Below are 19,186 nucleotides of genomic sequence, written 5' to 3'. Positions count from 1 at the left end.
GAACACCACACCGTGCACGCCGACCGCAAGGTCGAGGCCCGCGCCAGCGACCATCTGACCGTCGGCGCCAACCAGCACATCAAGATCGGCACCGGACAGTTCATCGAGGCTGGCCAGGAAATCCACCTCAATGCCGGGGTGAAAGTGGTGCTCGAAGCCGGCAGCGAACTGACCCTCAAGGGTGGTGGCAGCTTCGTCAAGCTCGATGCCGGCGGCGTGACCATCAGCGGCCCGCAGGTCAAGGTCAACTCCGGCGGCGGCCCGGGCAGCGGCTCCGGCGCCGCACCGCTGATGCCGGGCGTGCTGAAGCAGGCCGACGCCGCCAAGGCCGGCGCCCTGCTGACCCCGGCGCAAATCAACACCCTCAAGCGCAACGCGCCGTTCTGCGAAGAGTGCGAAAAATGCAAGGACGGTGCCTGTGCCATCTGATCGCCTGACACCCCAGGCCTGGCTCGCCAGCCAGCCCCTGCAAGCCGACGAGCGCCTGTACCTGGTCGTCAGCAACGCCAGCGACGCCGACCCGCTCAAGGATTTCTACCAGACCCAGGGCGCCAGCGGCCTGACCCCGATCTGGAGCGGCACGCCCTACGCCGACTGGCAGCCGGTGATGCCTTACCTCGTCGAACTCAAGCCGAACGCACCGTTCCTCGACTGGATCGCCAGCACCGACGCCGACGACTGGGGCTGGCTGGCCGTCTCCACCTGTGAACCGGAGGTGGTGTTCGAACACCTGCGCAGCTTGACCCAGGTGAAGATGCCGGATGGGGCGGAGGTGTTTTTCCGGTTTTGGGATGGGCGGCATATCTACCCGATCCTGCAAGGCCTCGGCGCTGCCGCCGGGGAAGTACTGCCGGTCTTCAACCGTTACTGGATCAACGGCCAACCCCTGGACACCGGCTCACGCCCGGTGCCCAAGGCCAAGCAATGGCCGTGGTGGGAAGTCCCGAAGGCCCTGCTCGACCAGTTGACCAAGCAGGACCCGACCACCCTGATCGACAACCTGATGCAATGGCTGAGCGAGGAACGCCCAGACCTGTACGACGCTTTCCCGGAGGCCGTGTTACGCCACAAGGTCGCGCACTTCGTGCGCCGACCGGACGCCCCGAAAGCCCTTAACGAAGCACTGCTTAACCACCTGACTCTGGAGCAAGGATGATGGGTCGCGTTGCCGATATCGAAGCACAACTGAACTCGTTCAAAGGCAGCCTGACGCTGTACCGCGAGCAGACCGAAAAGTGGTACGCGCAAGCTGCAGATGCTGTGAGCGAGAAAACGGATATGCCTTCCTTGCTGGGCATGGAACGGGTGATCAAGGTCGGTGGCACCAGCAAAGCCGTCAGCATAACCGACGGCAGCTTCACCTCCAACGTTGCGCAGTGCCCGCTGAAAGGTCCGTTGCTGATCGAGAGCAAGTTCGAGTCGGTCTATGACATCCCATTGGGTGGTATCCAGGTCGAAGTCATTCCCGTCAAAGGTGGCGCAGCCACCAAACTGATGCTGGACGACAAGGGCAAAGCCAGTTTTCAAGGCAAGCCGGGAGAGTTCTACAAGATCCGCGTGCAGAACGAGGTCACTCCCGCTCAGGTCAATACGCTGTTCAAATCCTATGACGGCCTGACTGGCGAGCTGGAAAGCTGGTTGCGCAAGGAATGGGCCGTTTTCAAGCCGCAATGGTCCACTCAGTCGGCGGCGGCCTCGCTGAAAGCCGTCGGCAACGGCATCCTCGCGGGCAGTTGGGAAGCGATCAAAGGCGTGTGGGACGGCATCACGCTCATTCTCGACATCCTGCAAAACCCGATGAAGTACGTCGACCGGCTGGGGGCGGGCGCGGAAAAACTCGCCAAGCTGGCCAAGGAAGCCCCTGATGTCATGCGCAAGGCGATGCTGTTCGCCAGCGATGAAGCAGCGCTGTTTCTCCTGCTACGCAGCGCATCAATCTGGCTCAGTGCGCTGCCCCCCACTCAAATTGCCGGCGAAGCGGCCAAAGCCGTTTCTTCCGCCGTGGTTTCGATCCTGATCGATATCATCCTGGGCATCGTGCTGACCATTGCCCTGGAAGGCATGGGGGTCGTCTACCTGGCCCTGCGCCTGAAGAAATATGGCCAGGTCATCGTCAAAGCCGCGACACGCTTTGTCGAGTCCGTTTTCAAAATCATCAACAGCTTCATGGGCTACATCAAGAAGTACACGGAAGTGGCTGCACGTGGCATACAGACAGCAGCCAAGAAAGGTGTGGTTCAAGTTCGTTTCGATGGTAGAAAAAACTCCAGGCTTGGGGGAAGGCAAGCAGCCCCCGACGCCTCCCGCTCTGCAACGACTCCAGCCAAGCGCAATGCCGACTCCGCCAGCAATACCTGCACCAGCGGCTGCCCGGTATCGATGGTCACCGGCGAAGAACTGCTGACCCTGACCGACGGCGAGCTGGATGGGCTGCTGCCATTTGAATGGACGCGCCTGTATCGCACCAGCGCTGCGGAACTCAACTGTGGGCTGGGGTATGGCTGGAGCCATGCCCTGGCGCAGCGTGTCGAGATCGATGGCGAAACCGTCGTCTGGACCGACCATGAAAACCGCTCGACGACCTTTCCCCTACCCAGCGAACAACGTCCGGCCATTACCAACACCCTTTCCCGGGCAGCGATTTTCCTGGGAGACGATCCTTCCGAACTGATCCTGTCCCAGGCCGGCAAATCGTCGCGATTCTACCATTTCCGCTACAACAGCCAGGGCGCAAGCCTGATCGCCATCAGCGACAGCTATGACAACCGCCTGCACATTACCCGCGACATTCAGGGCCGGATCAAACGTATCGACAACGGTGCAGGGCGCGCCCTGTTGCTGCGTTACGACCGCACATTAATCGTCGCTGTCGATTACCAGCGGTTCACCCCGGCAGACACACTCGAAGACGCATGGAGTACCGTTCAGACTCTGGTCAGCTATAGCTACGACGCACAGCACCGCCTGATAGCAGCGAAGAACGCCGCGGGCGAAGCGGAGCGTTATACCTACGATGAGCAAAACGTCATTCTCGAGCGGCAACTGGCCGGAGGCGCAAGCTTCTTCTGGGAATGGGAAAACCAGGGCAAGGACTCACGCTGTATCCATCACTGGGCGAACTTCGCGCAAATGGACCAGCGCTATATCTGGGATGACAAAGGCAGCGTCACGGCCATCAACGCCGATGGCAGCGAAGAGATCTATACCCACGATGAGCAGGCGCGACTGATCAGCAAGGTCGATCCGGACGGCGCCGAACACCTCAAGGCCTATGACGAAAAAGGTCGGCTGATAGCGGAAAAGGATCCACTCGGAGCAGTGACCGAATATCGCTACGACGAAGCCGGGGACATGGTGGCGGTGATTCCGCCGGAAGATGAACCCACTGCCTACGAATACGACAACGGTCGTGTCAGTGCCGTCCATCGCGGCAACGCGACATGGAAATACCAGCGCAACCCTCAAGGCGACATCACTCGCCAGACCGACCCACACGGCAACCAGACCCACTACAGCTACGACCGCCAGGGCCGCCTGCTGGAAATCACCCACCCCGACGGCAGCCATCATCAACTGGGCTGGAACGGCCTCGGCCAATTGCTGGAAGAACGCCTGCCCGACGGCGGCCAGCGCAAATACCGCTACGACGCCCTCGGCCGGCAGATCACCCGCCAGGACGAAAGCGGCGCCATCACCCAGTACCAATGGGACGCCGCCAACCGCCTGGCGCAGATCACCCTGCCCGGCGGCGCGACCCGTGCCTTCAGCTACAACGCCTACGGCAAAGTCACCGCCGAACGCGACGAGCTGGGCCGCGTCACCCGCTACGAATACGCCGACAACCTGCACCTGGTCAGCCGCCGCATCAACCCGGACGGCAGCCAGCTGCGCTACCGCTACGACAACGCGCGCCTGCTGCTCACCGATATCGAAAACGAGCGCGGCGAGCAGTACCACCTGGATTACTACCCCAATGGCCTGATCCAGCAGGAAACCGGTTTCGACGGGCGCAGCACCGCCTACGCCTACGACCTCAATGGCAACCTGCTGAAGAAAACCGAATTCGGCGACGACGGCAGCGAACTGGTCACCGAATACCAGCGCGATGCCGCCGGCCGCTTGCTGGTGAAAACCCTGGCCGATGGCGAAGAGACCCACTACAGCTACGACGCCCTTGGGCGCCTGGTCAGCGTCGACGACGGCCACTGGCCGCTGGCCTACGAATACGACCTGCAAGACCGCCTGATCGTCGAACACCAGGGCTGGGGCACCCTGCGCTACGAGTACGACAAGCTCGGCCAACTGAGCCATTGCCGCCTGCCCGACGGCAGCAAGCTCGACTACCGCCATGCCCCTGGCGGCCAGCTCAGCAGCATCGACCTCAACGGCTCGCGCCTGACCAGCCACCAGTTCAATGCCGGCCGCGAACAGCAGCGCCAACAAGGTCTGCTGCTCAGCCAGTACCAGTACGACGAACAAGGCCGCCTGCAGGCCCACAGCGTCAGCCAGCAACAGCACGGCCAGCAGCACAACCTGTACCGCCGCGCCTATGCCTACGATGCCAACGGCAACCTGGCCGGCATCGACGACAGCCGCAAGGGCAACCTGCGTTATCACTACGACCCGCTGGATCGCCTGATCAACGTACGCGGCACCACCCCGGAAAGCTTCGCCCACGACCCGGCCGGCAACCTGCTCGGCCAAGGCGACCAGCCCGCTGCCAACCTGGCCAACGTCAAAGGCAACCGCCTGCTGATGCAGGGCGACCGCCACTACGACTACGACGCCTTCGGCAACCTCAGCCGCGAACGCCGTGGCGCCGGCCAGAAGCTGGTCACCGAATACCAGTACGACTGCCAGCACCGCCTGATCGGCGTCAGCCTGCCGGGTGGCAGCACCGCCACCTACAAGTACGACGCCTTTGGCCGTCGCATCGCCAAGACCATCGATGACCGCACCACCGAGTTCCTCTGGCAAGGCGAACGGCTGATCGTCGAGAGCGGCGAGAACCGCTATCGCACTTACCTCTACGAGCCCGGCACCTTCCGCCCGCTGGCGATGCTCGATGGCGAAGGCCCGACTCGGGCCACGCCGTTCTACTACCAACTCGACCACCTCGGCACACCACAGGAACTGACCGCCTATAGCGGCGAGATCATGTGGTCGGCGAAGTACCGCGCCTACGGCAATCTGGCTGCGCTGGATGTTTCCGAAATCGACAACCCGCTGCGCTTCCAGGGTCAGTATTTCGATGCCGAAACCGGACTGCACTACAACCGCCATCGCTACTACAATCCGAGCTCTGGACGGTTTTTGACGCCGGACCCGATCAAGTTGGCGGGTGGGTTGAACAACTACCAGTACGTGATCAACCCAACGGGGTGGGTGGACCCATTGGGGCTGAATGGATGTCCAGGCTCAACGCCTCACAAAGGCACGCCAATCAGTAATAATGCAAAACACCATATGGAAAAAGCCGACGGGTACAGTACCAAAACGGGTATCAAAGGTGCACACAATCGAGATGAGTTTATGCAAGCAATAAAAGATAATAACTTGCACATAATCTCTGAAACTCAAAGCCCGACAGTTCCAGGCCTCTCAGAAATTACTTATGGAAGGGATGCTCTAGATAGGACAGGAAAACCTACAGGAGTGATAAAAGAATTTGGAAATCCTAAAACTGTTTACGACCCTAAAGTCATCTCTACAGACAGCATGTTCGAAGCAGGCAAGGATGCCGCAGCTAGTGGATATAGCGCAGCAAAAGCTAGTGGCAACCGAGTATATAGCGCATCGCACAACGGCATGAATTTCAGAATATACCTAGATGAAACACTTACAACCGTCACAAACTTCCACCCATCCATGAAGTAGACCGATGAACATGAAGTTAACAGAGAAACAAATAAGCATTCTTCATAACTGCTTGCTTGACCTTAGGGACTCGTCCTCCCTAAAGAACCCAAGCTTTCTTCCCGTAGCCTTGGACAGACTTGTAAACTCAGAAGGTTTCGGAATAGAGATGTCTGGAATTTATCTCAGTATTGACGATGACTTCGAGAATGTTCCTGACTATTTAAAAGATGGTATGGCTTTTGAATTTATGGATGACCATGTAGTCCTCTCATTTTCTGATGGCACATCCTTCATAACAAACTGGTGCAAAAAGAACGTCACCCAAGATTATGAAAAAATACTATTGAAGTGTTCAAGCTTAGAAAAACGATTTCAAGAAAAAGAATAGTCAGAAGACCAATATGGACACAGTCACTTGGACGCCTACCTAAATTAGGAACCCTGAGACTTTCGACATAGGGTACATGAGATTAATAGGGAAACCAACAAGCATCATTATCACGAAAAAACGTGAACACTTGATATAAAGAACAACGCCATGGATGTAAATACACCGTTGCTCGCGCTCCCTTGGGGACTAAATGAATGAAAGTTACAATTCTTAGCGCAGCACAATCAGATACTGAAAGATCATTTGTAGAGTTCTCGACCTTTGTCGGTAATGGCTTGGCCCATTGGAGAGCCCGACCGACCGCTAAAGGACAAACACATGATGTAGAAGTAGAAATTGATGATGACTTTTTCTGGGGTAAAAACATAAAATCCTCAGCGAAAGCTTCATCATCCATTGAAAATTGCCAAGGAACTATTCACGTAACGGCCAAATTAATTTCTAGTGAGGATGACGGCTTGGCAGTAGTAGAGCTAGATAACTCTATAGTCATGTTGTCAACAAATAAGAAAGTAGACCCACCTCCAGAATATGTAGATTTTACAGCAACGCACATATCGTTATACCCTACAAATCTCTAGAATTTCTTGCTTCAGCAGAGCTCATGAGCAGGACCTATATTTTAAATATGGCACCATCTAGTCAATTAATTTCATTACAAAAGTAAAAATATAGCAACCATCAAACACCTGCAGACAACAAAATTAAAAACATCAGTCCCCCTGAAGTTTCGACCAATCCTACGATGCTATTCACTAGAGTTCCCCTACAGACTTCAAAGAATTTTCCTACAATCAATATCGACTTGCATTCTTGTGCCAAGGCATCCGTCTAGATAGCATCTTTAAGTCGCTGCAAAATCAGCGATCGGATGTGGAAGTCCGTTCTATAGCTAAAGGCGCTAAAGCGCCCAAAAACACATGTAGGTATTTTCTTATTCCTGCATTATTGTGTTGCGGCCGCTGTGCGCGGGGCACTTTCGAGTGCGCCGGGTTCCTTTAGCCCCGGTCTTCCACACCCGCGTACAGCTGCCACCACTCATGTGGAAGTGAGAAAGCAGTTCATCGAATTGCTAAAGGAGCTTCATCATGAATCGATACATGCCCATCACCGGCATCGACAACAACTTTCCCTCGCTACTGATTGATACTCAGGCACCTGTGGACGTGCTGCATGACACCGCCGCATACCGCATCCGATGCGTAACCCGACTACTCGAAACGATTTCTCTAACCGAAAATTTCAACAGCGACCCGCTACTGCTACAAGATTTGTCGCGAGTGATCGTCATCCCACTCCGCGACGGCTGCGACTTGATGGATGTCATCGGCCGCAGATTGCAGGATCAGGTTCTGAACGCTTAAACCCGTTCTTTAAAAATCAGGGATGTTCTATCAGCGCTGTCTGACGAACTGCGCTGATCTTCCGACGGTGGCCAGCACCGCCAACTGCGGATTTACTATCTATCCAACGACTAGAGATGGCTTTTGTATAGGTGGCACGACGGGGAGTTTCAAAATAAAACCAAAGGAAAACCATTTAACAAACTTATTTCTGAGGACATTTGAAAATGTCAAAAATAAGCATCGCCTCTGCAGTTCCTACTAACGATCTCGAGATCGCCAAGTTCTTACATCAACGATTCAAAATGTCATTAACGGGTTCTCAAAAAAAACTAAGCATGGGAGATAGAGGCTTTTTTTACACGTGTGACTTATATGGAAACGATCACGTAGAGCGAGAGACCGACATTCGCGACATCATTAGTTTTTTTAGTGGCAAAAAAAATCCACTTCTCTTTCTTGAAATTGACGACGACCAAGACTGGGGGGACCTAGACCCTGACAACCTTAGTGAGTTTTCAATATCAGAAGAGGAAATGATTAACACCCTTAACTCATCCAAAGGGCTTTATGAATAACATCACAATCCCTTAACTGTGAGCTAAGCCACCGAAACAGATCAAACAGCATATGGAAAAATCAAATTGAGAGAAAAATTAGAATACCATCTTCAAGCCATACGAGTGCCAAGCGGATGGACAATAACCATAAACAACCTATTCGAAGTTGAGCTAACAGAGAGAACGTCTGGCTGGTACAGTAGTTCCGTACTTATTGGTGGCGCACGAAGAAGCACTGGCCATTGTTTCGATGCACGACTAGAGCCAGAAGGAGACCCGTCCGGAGAGTTCGTAGTAGACTTTTTGACCATAAAATATGACAAATATGGAAACCCCATAAAAAACTCTGAAGAATACATACGTGAATTCAGAACAAGGTGCAAACTGGAGTTAATAGACACAATCGAGAGCTACATGCTAGAAACATGACTTTGCAGCTTAAAAACTCTCTCAACCCGACAAGCCCAACACCGATAGAACCCTACCCATCTTCCAAAAATCCAAGTTAAAAACCATGTACATCAATAAATCCCAAAAAACCGAATCCGACTCATATATTGGGGGAAAACCAGCCATTCCCCGAGGATTAAGTATCCCCAAAAGCCCAAACGGCAGCCTGATGAGCTTTTATTTCACCCTGCAGTTTCCAGAAGCTCATTCACTGCATGGCTACACGCTTAGTGTTTTTGCAGCAACAGATGACTTCAACGAAGACTATACGATTCCTGAAATGCTCAAGGTCCCACTATTGGGAGCAACCATTCCAGACAATTTCTTAAGAGACTACCAAAAACATTTCGCGGTCTTTCTTTTCAAGAATGAAGAAAAGGTCTATGTGAGTGACTACCCGTTACGGATTGCAATGACTCCTTTGGCGTTTAGCCATAGCGAAGGCCGTGACGTGTTCGGTTGGGCTGGCGACAAGCCCAAGTGGGTCCTGGATGATGAGACGCCGGGCCAGTACAAGGGAGCGGCTTTGGACTTTTTATTGCAAGTATATGGAGAGCAATCATTTCCGATTACTGACACCGCACCTGCGCAACAAGAAATGGACATCTTTGGCGAAAGCAAGCCCCGCACAAAGAGAAACTATATTTTATTCAATCAGAACGAAGTCTATTTCTTTGGAAGCAAAGCCGGAGATTTCGACGACCGTGTATATATAGTTACACAGTGCGACTGACACACCAACCCGCCTACATCCTCATGATGAGGGTAAAACCACATCCGCTTCATCTGGAGAGAAACCATGATTTTCATATCCGGCAACAAAGAAGTAAGCATCGACGTAGTTGGTCACAGAGAACCAGGCTTCGGAGAAAAACTAACAATAAAATCACAAAGCTTCGAGTTCAACATTGAACTCAACGAATTAAGCAGTGACTTTATAGACAAAGCCGACTCTTTTATTGAGGAGTGCAGAACTGATGATCTGTCCCAAGGATATATGGACATACCGGAGCTAGGAAATTTGGGTTATCCGAGCTTTGTAGAACTTTTCAGGAACAATAAAGAAACAGCTGCTTCGCTTATTCAAGATTTTCTATACTTCAATATTTTTGAGGAGTTATTCACCCGCAAGAAAAAATACGAGTTGGTGATAAACAACATTTACACCACGAAGATCACTGGCAATAGAATCACAATCAACGGTGAAGTTTTTATATCCCCACCAATCCCCATACAAGAATGATCAAGCGGGCACCCTTCGATAAACCTGAATAGCGCAATCCCGCCAAAGCCCATCGCACAGCGACAAAAAACCACAACCATCTCCCCCGCCAAACCCGTCATGCTCCCTCCCCTTGCGCCCCCCACCTGGCAGGCGCATTAACCGGCCGTAAACTCGGCAACCCGTACCCTCACCCCCACTGCCCATTTGTTTATTCCGCCGTTCATCCGTTTAATCCCTATCCACTCCCCCGCTACACAACGAAGACCCTCATGACTCGATACACGCTTTACCCCCTCCTCCTCCTTTCCCTCCTGCTCACCGGCTGCGCCACCAAGCTCGACGTGGCGCTCAATGGCACGCCGGATCCGGACTATGCCTTCGACCGGCAGGCGCCGGTGTTGGTGACGGCGACCCAGGGCAATGATGAGAATTCGCTGAATGCCCGTTATTACCTGCGCGACATGGTCAATGCCATGAAGGACCAGGGGTTCCGGGAGGTGTTCACCGAGGCGACGCTGCCGAAGAAGCATGCGCCGATCAAGATGACGGTGATGCTGGATATCGGCAGCAAGCAGGTGACGTATCGCTATACCGCCACCGAGTACGGGCAGGTGCAGAACAGTACTTCCACGGTATGCAAGGATGGCAAGAAAAAGGACAAGCTGGTCTGCACCAGTACGCCCAATACCTCTTATGGTCCGGTCGGTACTTCGGAGCGGACCGGGTATGCCAGGCTGACCACGTTCACCGTGACCGCCCGGGACGAGGCCAGCAAACGGGCGGTGTATCTGCTGCGGGTGTCGTCGCAGAACGACGATTGCCAGGACGCCAAGGTCGAGGCCTTTGTAGTGCAACAGGGTTTGCAGAACCTGGATTTCCGCGACCGGGTGCAGCGCAATTACACGGTGACCATGCCTGACAATTACAGCTGCAAGTAACCGTCTGCAGGAGCAGCCGGTCGACGCTTGGTTGACCGCGCTGCGTCAGGCCAGATGCAAACGGGCTGGCCGCGCGGCTCGACCTGTGCCCCCATTTGATGGCCTGGATCACCTCTGATCCGGCCCTGATGCCGCTCTGCCACTAGCGCGCAAAAACACGACTACACTCCCTTTCGCCAGGCCATCGCGATGTTCGGTACCGTGCATTTGTACGGCCGGAAAATGGCCAATCCCCAGGGTGCACCGTCCCCCGACTCCCGCAGGTCCCTGGCGCTGACCGGGCTTGATCAGGCTGCGATCTCGAGTCAAGGCGATACCACCGATCGCCACGCGCGGTCGATGCATCACGGTGCAGGAATGTGCGCGGCATTGCGCGAGGAACAAGGAATGTTCAAGGCATCCCACCGGGCTCGCGTTGCCTGGCTTCCAGACGCCCTGGCGAACCCTCGCACCCGGCAATGGCGCCCTTTGCCCCTGCGCCTGCCAGCTCAGCGTGGCGGGCCTTCTGCAGATTCCCCACCTGACCACGAGCGCAGCAGGCGCCTCGCCAGACGCGCCCTGGAGCGCCATCGAAAGAACCATCGGACGGCTACATGAGGTGCTACCTGGCCACCTGATTCTGGAGCAACGTGATGGATCGCATTGCCGCAATCGAACAGCAACTGGATACGTTCAAAAACAGCCTGACGCGTTATCACGAGCAGCTCAGAGGCTGGTATGCCCAAGCCTCGCAAGACCTTCCCTTCGAAAGGAGCAGGCCTTCCCTGCTGGCCATGGAGGCTGTGATCGGATACAGCGGCAGCCGCTTCACAAACTTTGAAAGCCCGCTCTCCTGCATTGCTCGATGCCCACTCGGCGAACCACTGCTGATCGAGAGCAAACTGAAATCGACCTATGACATTCCTCTTGGCGGCATCCAGGTCGAGGTGGTTTCTTTCCTGAGGGGTACACAGGCCACGCTGACGCTTGATGAAGAGGGCAAGGGGTATTTTCAGGGGACGCCAGGCGAGTACTACAACATCCGCGTGCACAACGGCGTGACGCCGGCAGACATCGATACCCTGTTTAACGTCTATGACGAGCTTGGCGGCACTCTGGAAGACTGGCTACGTGAAGAGTGGGCCGGTTTCAAACCACAGTGGCCAAAACAGTCGGTCTATATATTGCTGCACCCCATACAAATGGGAATCTTTGCCGGGGACAGGGACACCATCAACGGTGTCTGGAGCCAAATCAGGTGTGTCCTCGACATCCTGAAAGATCCCATGAGGCATACCGCACTGCTGGAAGGCGAGGCGCAATCACTGGCGGAGCTGGCAGAAACCACGCCCGACGCCATGAAGCGGGCGATGCTACTGGCCAGCGATGAGGCTGCACTGTTCCTGCTGGTACGCAGCGCCTCGATCTGGCTCAGCACACTGCCACCCACCCAATACCCCCACACGACGGCCCTCACGATTTCTTCCAACATCATTTCGGCCTTGATCGACATGGTGCTGGCCGTCGTGCTGAACATTGCGTCCAGCGGGCTCGGGGACAGTTACCTGAACCGCCGTCTGAACGCCAAGGGCGACTTCAATGCGGTGAATGACTTTCTTGCCGCCGTTTATTCAATCACCGATTCCCATCTCCAGTACCTCGCGCAATACACAACCGTGGCCGCGCGCGGTGTAATGATGTTGGCCAAGAACGGCCTGGTAAGACTCTACTTCGACGGCAGGCGCAACACTCAACTCAGCGATTACCCAGCGCTGCCCGACGCCTCCAGCCCGGCCACCACCCCCGATCAAAAAATCAACGACGCCGCCAGCAACACCTGCACCAACGGTTGCCCGGTGTCGATGGTGACCGGCGAGGAACTGCTGACGCTGACCGACGGTGAACTGGATGGCTTGCTGCCCTTCAAGTGGACCCGCCTGTATCGCACCAGTGCCGCCGAAATCGACTGCGGCCTGGGTCATGGCTGGAGCCATGCCCTCGCCCAACGCTTGGAAATCCATGGCGACAGCGTCATCTGGACCGACCACGAAAACCGCTCGACGACCTTCCCCCTGCCCGACGAGCAGCACCCGACCATCACCAATACGCTGTCACGGGCGGCGATCTTTCGCGGCGACGATCCCGCCGAGCTGATCCTGAGCCAGGCCGGCGAGACAGCGCAGCTCTTTCACTTTCGCTACGACAACCGTGGCGCGACGCTGGTCGCCATCAGCGATGCCTATGACAACCGCCTGCACATCACCCGCGATATCCAGGGGCGCATCAAACGTCTCGACAATGGCGCCGGCCGCGCCCTGCTACTGCGTTATGACCGCACCCACATCGTCGCCGTCGACTACCAGCAGTTCGTCCCCGCGGACACCCAGGAAGACAGCTGGAGCACGCTCAAGACCCTGGTCAGCTACCGCTACGATGCGCAACATCGCTTGGTAGAGGCCAAGAACGCGGCAGGCGAAGCCGAGCATTACCGCTATAACGAGCAGCACGTCATTCTCGAGCGGCAGTTGGCGGGCGGGGCGAGCTTCTATTGGGAATGGGAACGCCAGGGCAAGCACTCCCGCTGCGTTCGACACTGGGCCAGCTTCGCCCAGGTAAGCCAGCGTTATGTCTGGGATGACCAGGGCGGCGTCACGGTCATCTATGCCGATGGGAGCGAAGAGATCTATACCCATGACGGTCAGGCCCGGCTGATCGGCAAAGTCGATCCCAACGGCGCCGAGTACCTCAAGGCCTATGACGACAAGGGCCGGTTGATTGCCGAACAGGACCCGCTGGGCGCCATCACCGAATACCATTACGACGAGGCTGGCCAGCAGATCGCGGTGATCGCGCCCGAAGACGAGCCCATCACCTACGAGTACGAAAACGGCCTGGTCAGCGAGATGCATCGTGGCCAGGCAAGCTGGAAGTATGAATACAACGCTCAAGGCGATATCACCCGCCAGACCGACCCCGACGGCAATACCACCCGCTACAGCTACGACCGCCAGGGCCGTCTGCTGGAAATTCGTTATCCCGACGAAAGCCATCATCGGCTGGGCTGGAACAACCTCGGCCAGCTGCTGGAAGAACAGCTGCCCGACGGTGGGCAACGTAAGTACCGCTACGACGCCCTGGGCCGGCAGATCACCCGCCAGGATGAAAACGGCACCATCACCCAGTACCAATGGGACGCCGCCAACCGCCTCAGCCTGATCACCCTGCCCGGCGGCGCCACCCGCGCCTTCAGCTACAACGCCTATGGCAAGGTCACTGGCGAGCGCGATGAGCTGGGACGCATCACGCGCTACGAATACGCCGATGGGCTGCACCTGGTCAGTCGACGCATCAACGCCGATGGTAGCCAGCTCAATTACCGGTACGACAGCGCTCGCCTGTGGCTGACCGAAATCGAAAATGAACGCGGCGAGCAGTATCGCCTGGACTATTACCCCAACGGCCTGATCCAACAGGAAACCAGCTTCGACGGACGCCGTACTGCCTATGCCTATGACCTCAACGGCAACCTGCTGAAGAAAATCGAATTCGGCGACGACGGCAGCGAGCTGGTCACCGAATACCAGCGCGATGCCAGCGGCCGCGTGCTGGTGAAGACCCTGGCCGACGGCGAAAAAATTCACTACAGCTATGACACCCTTGGCCGCCTGGTCGGGGTCGACGACGGTCACTGGCCACTGGCCTACGAATACGACCTGCAGGACCGGCTGATCACCGAACACCAGGGCTGGGGCACCCTGCGCTACCAATACGACACGCTGGGCCAGCTCAGCCACTACCGCCTGCCGGACGGCAGCCGGCTCGACTACCACTACCAACCTGGGGGCCAGTTGAGCGGTATCGACCTCAACGGCTCGCGCCTGACCCGTCACCAATACAGCGCCGGCCTTGAACGACAGCGCCAACAAGGGTTGCTGCTTAGTCAGTACCAGTACGACGACCAGGGGCGCCTGCACGCCCATGACATCAGTCAGCAAAACCACAATCTGCTAAAGCGCCGTTACGCCTACGACGCCAACGGTAACCTTGCGGGCATCGATGACAGCCGCAAAGGCAATCGCCGCTACCAGTACGACCCGCTCGACCGTCTGATCCACGTACGCGGCAGCACCCCGGAAAGCTTCGCCCACGACCCCGCCGGTAACCTGCTGGGCGGTGGCGATCAGCCCGTCACCGATCAAGCCAATGTCAAAGGCAACCGCCTGCTGATGCAGGGCGACCGACACTTCGACTACGACGCCTTTGGCAACCTCAGCCGCGAACGGCGCGGCACCGGGCAGAAGCTGGTCACCGAGTACCGGTACGACTGCCAGCATCGGCTGATCGGTGTCAGCCTCCCCGGGGGCCGTACCGCGACCTACAAGTACGATGCCTTTGGCCGGCGCATCGCCAAAACCGTCGACGGCCGCACCACTGAATTCTTGTGGCAAGGCGAACGGCTGATCGCCGAAAGCGCTGAAAATCGCTACCGCAGCTACCTCTATGAACCTGACACCTTCCGCCCGTTGGCCATGCTCGACGGCGAAGGCCCGCTCAAGGCCGAACCCTTTTACTACCAACTCGACCACCTCGGCACACCACAGGAACTGACGGACTACAGCGGCGAAATCATGTGGTCGGCCAGGTATCGGGCCTATGGCAACCTGGCTGCGCTGGATATTGAGGAAATCGACAATCCGTTGCGGTTCCAAGGGCAATACTTCGATGCGGAAACCGGGCTGCACTACAACTTGCATCGTTACTACCACCCCGATACCGGACGGTTTTTGACACCCGATCCGATCAGGCTCGCAGGAGGGCTGAACAACTACCAATACGTACATAACCCAACGGAGTGGGTCGATCCGTTGGGATTAGCGGCCGGCAAGGGCACAACATCGTCAACGCTATTCATCCGAGCCTCAAGAAACGGGTTCTTGAGTCACTCCAAGCAGTTGTTTTCCACTGGCACCAACACCCTTTCGAAACGATACCAGCGTCCCGGCCCGCTGATTACCTCTGAACGCATCAAGATCCCAAGCATCAAAAACAATGCATTCCGCGATTGGTTCAGCGCTATATCCCCGGATGACTTTGATGCTGTCTGGGCCAATAAAGAAAACAGACAAGATATCGAAAGCAGGCTAAGAGCTCCCGGTAAGCTTCACGAGTGGTTTGTTGTTTCAAGAGCAAACATATTTAAAAGATGGGACGTATCGATAGATCTCATCTATGAAGCGAGGACCCCAATCTCTGAGGTAATCTTCATCAACCCTTCAGGGAAACATGGTGGGAAGGGGTCAACGCGAGCGCACAATGAAATCATTGAACTGATTGACCAGTCGAAAAACCCTGACGAATACCTATCTCGCTTAAATGAATGGGCGGATCATAGGCTATCAGGCGGCGCCAAGGCACTCCCCCCAGACATTCAGGTCGACTACCGTAAGCATGGAGACAACGATGAATAAATTTGTATCTATATGGATTGCCAATACAAATTGGGAAGACTCCACCCTCAGGGAAGTCTTAAAGCCATCGTACTCTGAAGACGGAGATTTTCTCGGATCCGAATTCACCAATGCCTTTGCGTTGGGCTATATCGACGATGACAAGATCGAAGCTGAAACCATTGAGCTTACAACTTCATTCGCGGATGCAATTGACGGCTTCTCTTATGACACCGATATTCTGAACGACATGAAGATCAAAAAAATCCTATCAAACGACACACCGATAGACACGATAGTGTTGATCTACGACTATGAATTCAATGCTTCTACAGATGCAGAAGCCATAAGAGATAAGTACTTTCTTTACATTGGAAAGTTTGAATACCGTGAATAACCATACAAACCCTGATTATTGAGCAAGCGCGTTGACTCGCGATACAGGCACCATAGTGTTAATCGCTGGAGCTATCGCGAGCAAACCCGCTTTTGAATAAATCAGAAATCGTAACGCCCGGTCACGCCCAATGTCCGCGGCGTCCCCAACAAGCCTTCATACCCACCGTTCCCACCGGTCCACAGCGTGGTGTAGTAGGTCTTGTCGAAGGCGTTTTTCAGCCACAGCGACACGTCCCACTGCCCCTGTTCGTAGTTGCCGCGCAGGCCGGTGGAGAGGTTGACCACCGCGTAGCTGGGGATCTGGCCGTAGTCGGAGTCTTCCACCGTACCCACCGCCTTGGAGCGGAAGGCGTAGCTGCCGGTGACGTAGGGTTCCAGGCCGTTTTCCAGGTTCCACTTGTATTCGCCGTTGGCGTTGCCGATCCATTTCGAGGCGCCGACCACCTGGTGGCCGCTGAGGTCGCAGGAGGCCGGGGCGCCCGGGCGCAGGCTGACTTCGGGCGGGCATGGCGCATCCTTGTACGACAGGTAGCGTACGTCGTTATAGGAACCGTTGAAGTTCAGGGTCAGGCCACGCAGAGGAATCAGCGTGCTTTCGAATTCCACGCCCCGTGAGCGCACCGAACCGGCGTTGGTCAGGTATTGCACGCGGTTGGCGTCATCGTAGGCGTTGGTCTGGTAGCCGTTGACCTGGGTCCAGAACAGGTTGGCGTTGAGTTGCAGGCGCTTGTCCCACAGGGTGCTCTTGAAACCCAGCTCGGCGTTGTTGGCGCGCTCGGTGCCGATCAGCAGCGAGTCGGCGCCGGCGGTCGGGGCCGAGCCCACCACCAGGTTGACCCCGCCGGACTTCTCGCCGTGGGACAGGGTGGCGTAGCCCAGCACATCGTCGGTGAAGCGGTAGCTGAGGTTGAGCAGGCCCGAGGGGCTGGTGCTGTACTGGTTGAGGTCGCCGGAATCGTAGGCTCCGGCACGCCCGCGCCGCGCGGTGGCCGCGGCGCCGCTCACCGCCGCGCCGCCCACCGGCGCATTGCGGGTCACCCAGGCGCTTTTCTCCTCATAGGTGCCGCGCAGGCCGGCAGTGAAGTCCAGGCGCTCGGTGAGGTGCCAGGTGCCCTGGGCGAACAGGGCGAAGCTGTCGGTGCGGATATGCCCGTTGCCGATGCTGGTGACGTTGTTCAGCGCGCCGTTGGGCGTGCCGTTCCAGATGTCGGCCTTGGGTCCGTAATAGGCGAAGGACTTGTTGTCCAGGTCGGAACCGAAGTAGTAGGCGCCCAGCACGTAGTCGAAGAAGCCGCCGGTGGGCGAGGCCAGGCGAAATTCCTGGGACCACTGTTTGTCTTCCACCGAGACCCCGGCGTTGTAGGTCGCCGGCACATTGAGGCCGTCGTCGTTGCGCGGGGTGAAGTTCCACCAGCGGTAGGAACTGACCGAGGTCAGGGTGAAGTCGCTGGGCAGGGTCCAGTTGGCCTCCAGCGAGGTGCCGCCCTGGAACACCGTGACGTGCTGATCGTTGTCCAGGTTGACCTTGCGGTGCGTGCCGTCGACCAGGGTGGCCCCGGCCGCGTTGGCCCGCGCCTGGTACAGGTTGGTGCCGTTGATGGTCGGCCCGGTGCTGTACAGCACCCGGGTGCCGGCGCTGGAATCCTCTTCGTTGTAGTCGCCGATCCAGCGCAGGTTGAAGCTGTCGTTGGGCTTGTACAGCAGCTGCCCGCGGAAGCCCTGGCGCGAGCCGCCGTTCAAGTCATGGCCGTCGAACTCGTTCTTGATGTCGCCGTCGCTGCGGGTGCGGTACGCCGAAAAGCGCCCGGCCAGCTCGTCGTTCAACGGCCCGGAAATGGTGCCCTTGGTCTGGAAGTAGCCGTCCTCGCCCACCGAGGTCTCGATGCTGCGCTCGGGGGTGAAACTCGGCGCGCGGGTGCTGATATTGATCACCCCGGCAGTGGTGTTCTTGCCGAACAGCGTGCCCTGGGGGCCGCGCAGCACTTCCAGCTGCTCGATGTCCATCAGGTCGAACACCGCCATGCCCGGCCGCCCCAGGTAGACGTTGTCGATGTACAGCCCGACGCTGCCTTCCAGGCCGTCGCTGGCCGGGTTGTTGCCCAGGCCGCGGATCGACACGCTGGACTGGCGCGCATGCATGTAGGCGACGTTGACGCTGGGCACCAGTTGCTGCAGGTCCTGGATACGGTAGACCCGCTGGCTCTCCAGAGCCTGGCCGCCGATCACGCTCATCGGCGTCGGTACGTCCTGGGAACTCTCTTCGCGGCGGCGCGCGGTCACGGTCACGGTTTCCAACTGGCCGCTGGCGGCGGGCTTGCCAGCGCTGGCCTTGGCCGAGGCCTCGGCGGGCGCTTCGGCGTCCGCGGCATAGCCTTGGGACCAGCCGGCGCTGCCGGCCAGCAACAGGGCCAGCGGCAGGCGCTTGAGCCGTCGAGGCGAGGTGGGGGACGCAAGGTTCAACGGGCTCATGGGCGGCTCCTGGGCAATGAAACAGGCTGATCCGTATATTCTTTTTGGCTATTTATTTATGTTTTTACAAAGATTTACGGAATAAGAGATTGCCTTTATAAAGAGTCGACCTAATGCATAGCCAAT

At 56.8% G+C, this 19,186-nt stretch carries 12 protein-coding genes and 1 pseudogene; 12 read left to right on the top strand and 1 reads right to left on the bottom strand.

Annotated elements, in window-relative coordinates; translation table 11 throughout:
- The 12 genes and pseudogenes from ACQKQA_RS04290 to ACQKQA_RS04235 form a co-directional block, all read left to right on the top strand.
- Positions 1-429, top strand: a pseudogene (locus ACQKQA_RS04290) (type VI secretion system tip protein VgrG); the annotation flags it as partial.
- A complete protein-coding gene (locus ACQKQA_RS04285; RefSeq protein WP_427553874.1) occupies positions 419-1,156 on the top strand; it encodes a DUF4123 domain-containing protein in 738 nt (245 codons plus the stop codon). The pseudogene ACQKQA_RS04290 and the gene ACQKQA_RS04285, both read left to right, overlap by 11 nt.
- Entirely contained in the window at positions 1,156-5,877 is a 4,722-nt protein-coding gene (locus ACQKQA_RS04280) for an RHS repeat-associated core domain-containing protein (protein WP_427553878.1), read from the top strand. The genes ACQKQA_RS04285 and ACQKQA_RS04280 overlap by 1 nt, the downstream gene beginning before the upstream one ends.
- 4 nt (positions 5,878-5,881) lie before the next feature.
- A complete protein-coding gene (locus ACQKQA_RS04275; RefSeq protein WP_427553872.1) occupies positions 5,882-6,247 on the top strand; it encodes a hypothetical protein in 366 nt (121 codons plus the stop codon).
- A 197-nt stretch (positions 6,248-6,444) separates the two neighbouring features.
- On the top strand, positions 6,445-6,831 hold the full coding sequence (locus tag ACQKQA_RS04270; RefSeq protein WP_427553870.1) for a hypothetical protein: 387 nt from the start codon (positions 6,445-6,447) through the stop codon (positions 6,829-6,831).
- 507 nt (positions 6,832-7,338) lie between these two features.
- Positions 7,339-7,614 carry a hypothetical protein gene (locus ACQKQA_RS04265; RefSeq protein ID WP_427553868.1) on the top strand — a complete coding sequence of 92 codons (276 nt, stop codon included), beginning with the start codon at positions 7,339-7,341 and terminating at the stop codon, positions 7,612-7,614.
- A gap of 206 nt (positions 7,615-7,820) precedes the next feature.
- A complete protein-coding gene (locus ACQKQA_RS04260; protein WP_427553866.1) occupies positions 7,821-8,171 on the top strand; it encodes a hypothetical protein in 351 nt (116 codons plus the stop codon).
- A 496-nt stretch (positions 8,172-8,667) separates the two neighbouring features.
- On the top strand, positions 8,668-9,336 hold the full coding sequence (locus ACQKQA_RS04255; RefSeq protein WP_427553864.1) for a hypothetical protein: 669 nt from the start codon (positions 8,668-8,670) through the stop codon (positions 9,334-9,336).
- 66 nt (positions 9,337-9,402) lie between these two features.
- The gene (locus tag ACQKQA_RS04250) at positions 9,403-9,846 is read left to right on the top strand and encodes a hypothetical protein (protein WP_427553862.1); all 444 of its coding nucleotides are present in this window, start codon (positions 9,403-9,405) and stop codon (positions 9,844-9,846) included.
- A gap of 251 nt (positions 9,847-10,097) precedes the next feature.
- Entirely contained in the window at positions 10,098-10,766 is a 669-nt protein-coding gene (locus ACQKQA_RS04245; RefSeq protein ID WP_427553860.1) for a hypothetical protein, read from the top strand.
- Positions 10,767-11,398: 632 nt separating this feature from the next.
- Positions 11,399-16,213, top strand: coding sequence for an RHS repeat-associated core domain-containing protein (locus ACQKQA_RS04240; protein ID WP_427553858.1), 4,815 nt, complete (start codon positions 11,399-11,401; stop codon positions 16,211-16,213).
- On the top strand, positions 16,206-16,589 hold the full coding sequence (locus tag ACQKQA_RS04235; protein WP_427553856.1) for an immunity 22 family protein: 384 nt from the start codon (positions 16,206-16,208) through the stop codon (positions 16,587-16,589). Before ACQKQA_RS04240 ends, ACQKQA_RS04235 begins: the two co-directional genes overlap by 8 nt.
- Positions 16,590-16,690: 101 nt before the next feature.
- On the opposite strand, the gene ACQKQA_RS04230 is transcribed toward ACQKQA_RS04235, so the two are convergent.
- Positions 16,691-19,060, bottom strand: coding sequence for a TonB-dependent receptor (locus tag ACQKQA_RS04230; protein WP_427553854.1), 2,370 nt, complete (start codon positions 19,058-19,060; stop codon positions 16,691-16,693).
- Positions 19,061-19,186: the final 126 nt, after the last annotated feature.

Origin of the sequence: Pseudomonas sp. NPDC089530 (assembly GCF_050280705.1) — a bacterium.
In the GTDB taxonomy this organism is placed as follows: domain Bacteria; phylum Pseudomonadota; class Gammaproteobacteria; order Pseudomonadales; family Pseudomonadaceae; genus Aquipseudomonas.
Note: the sequence above shows the minus strand (reverse complement) of the source record. Positions and strands in the feature narration are given on the sequence as shown.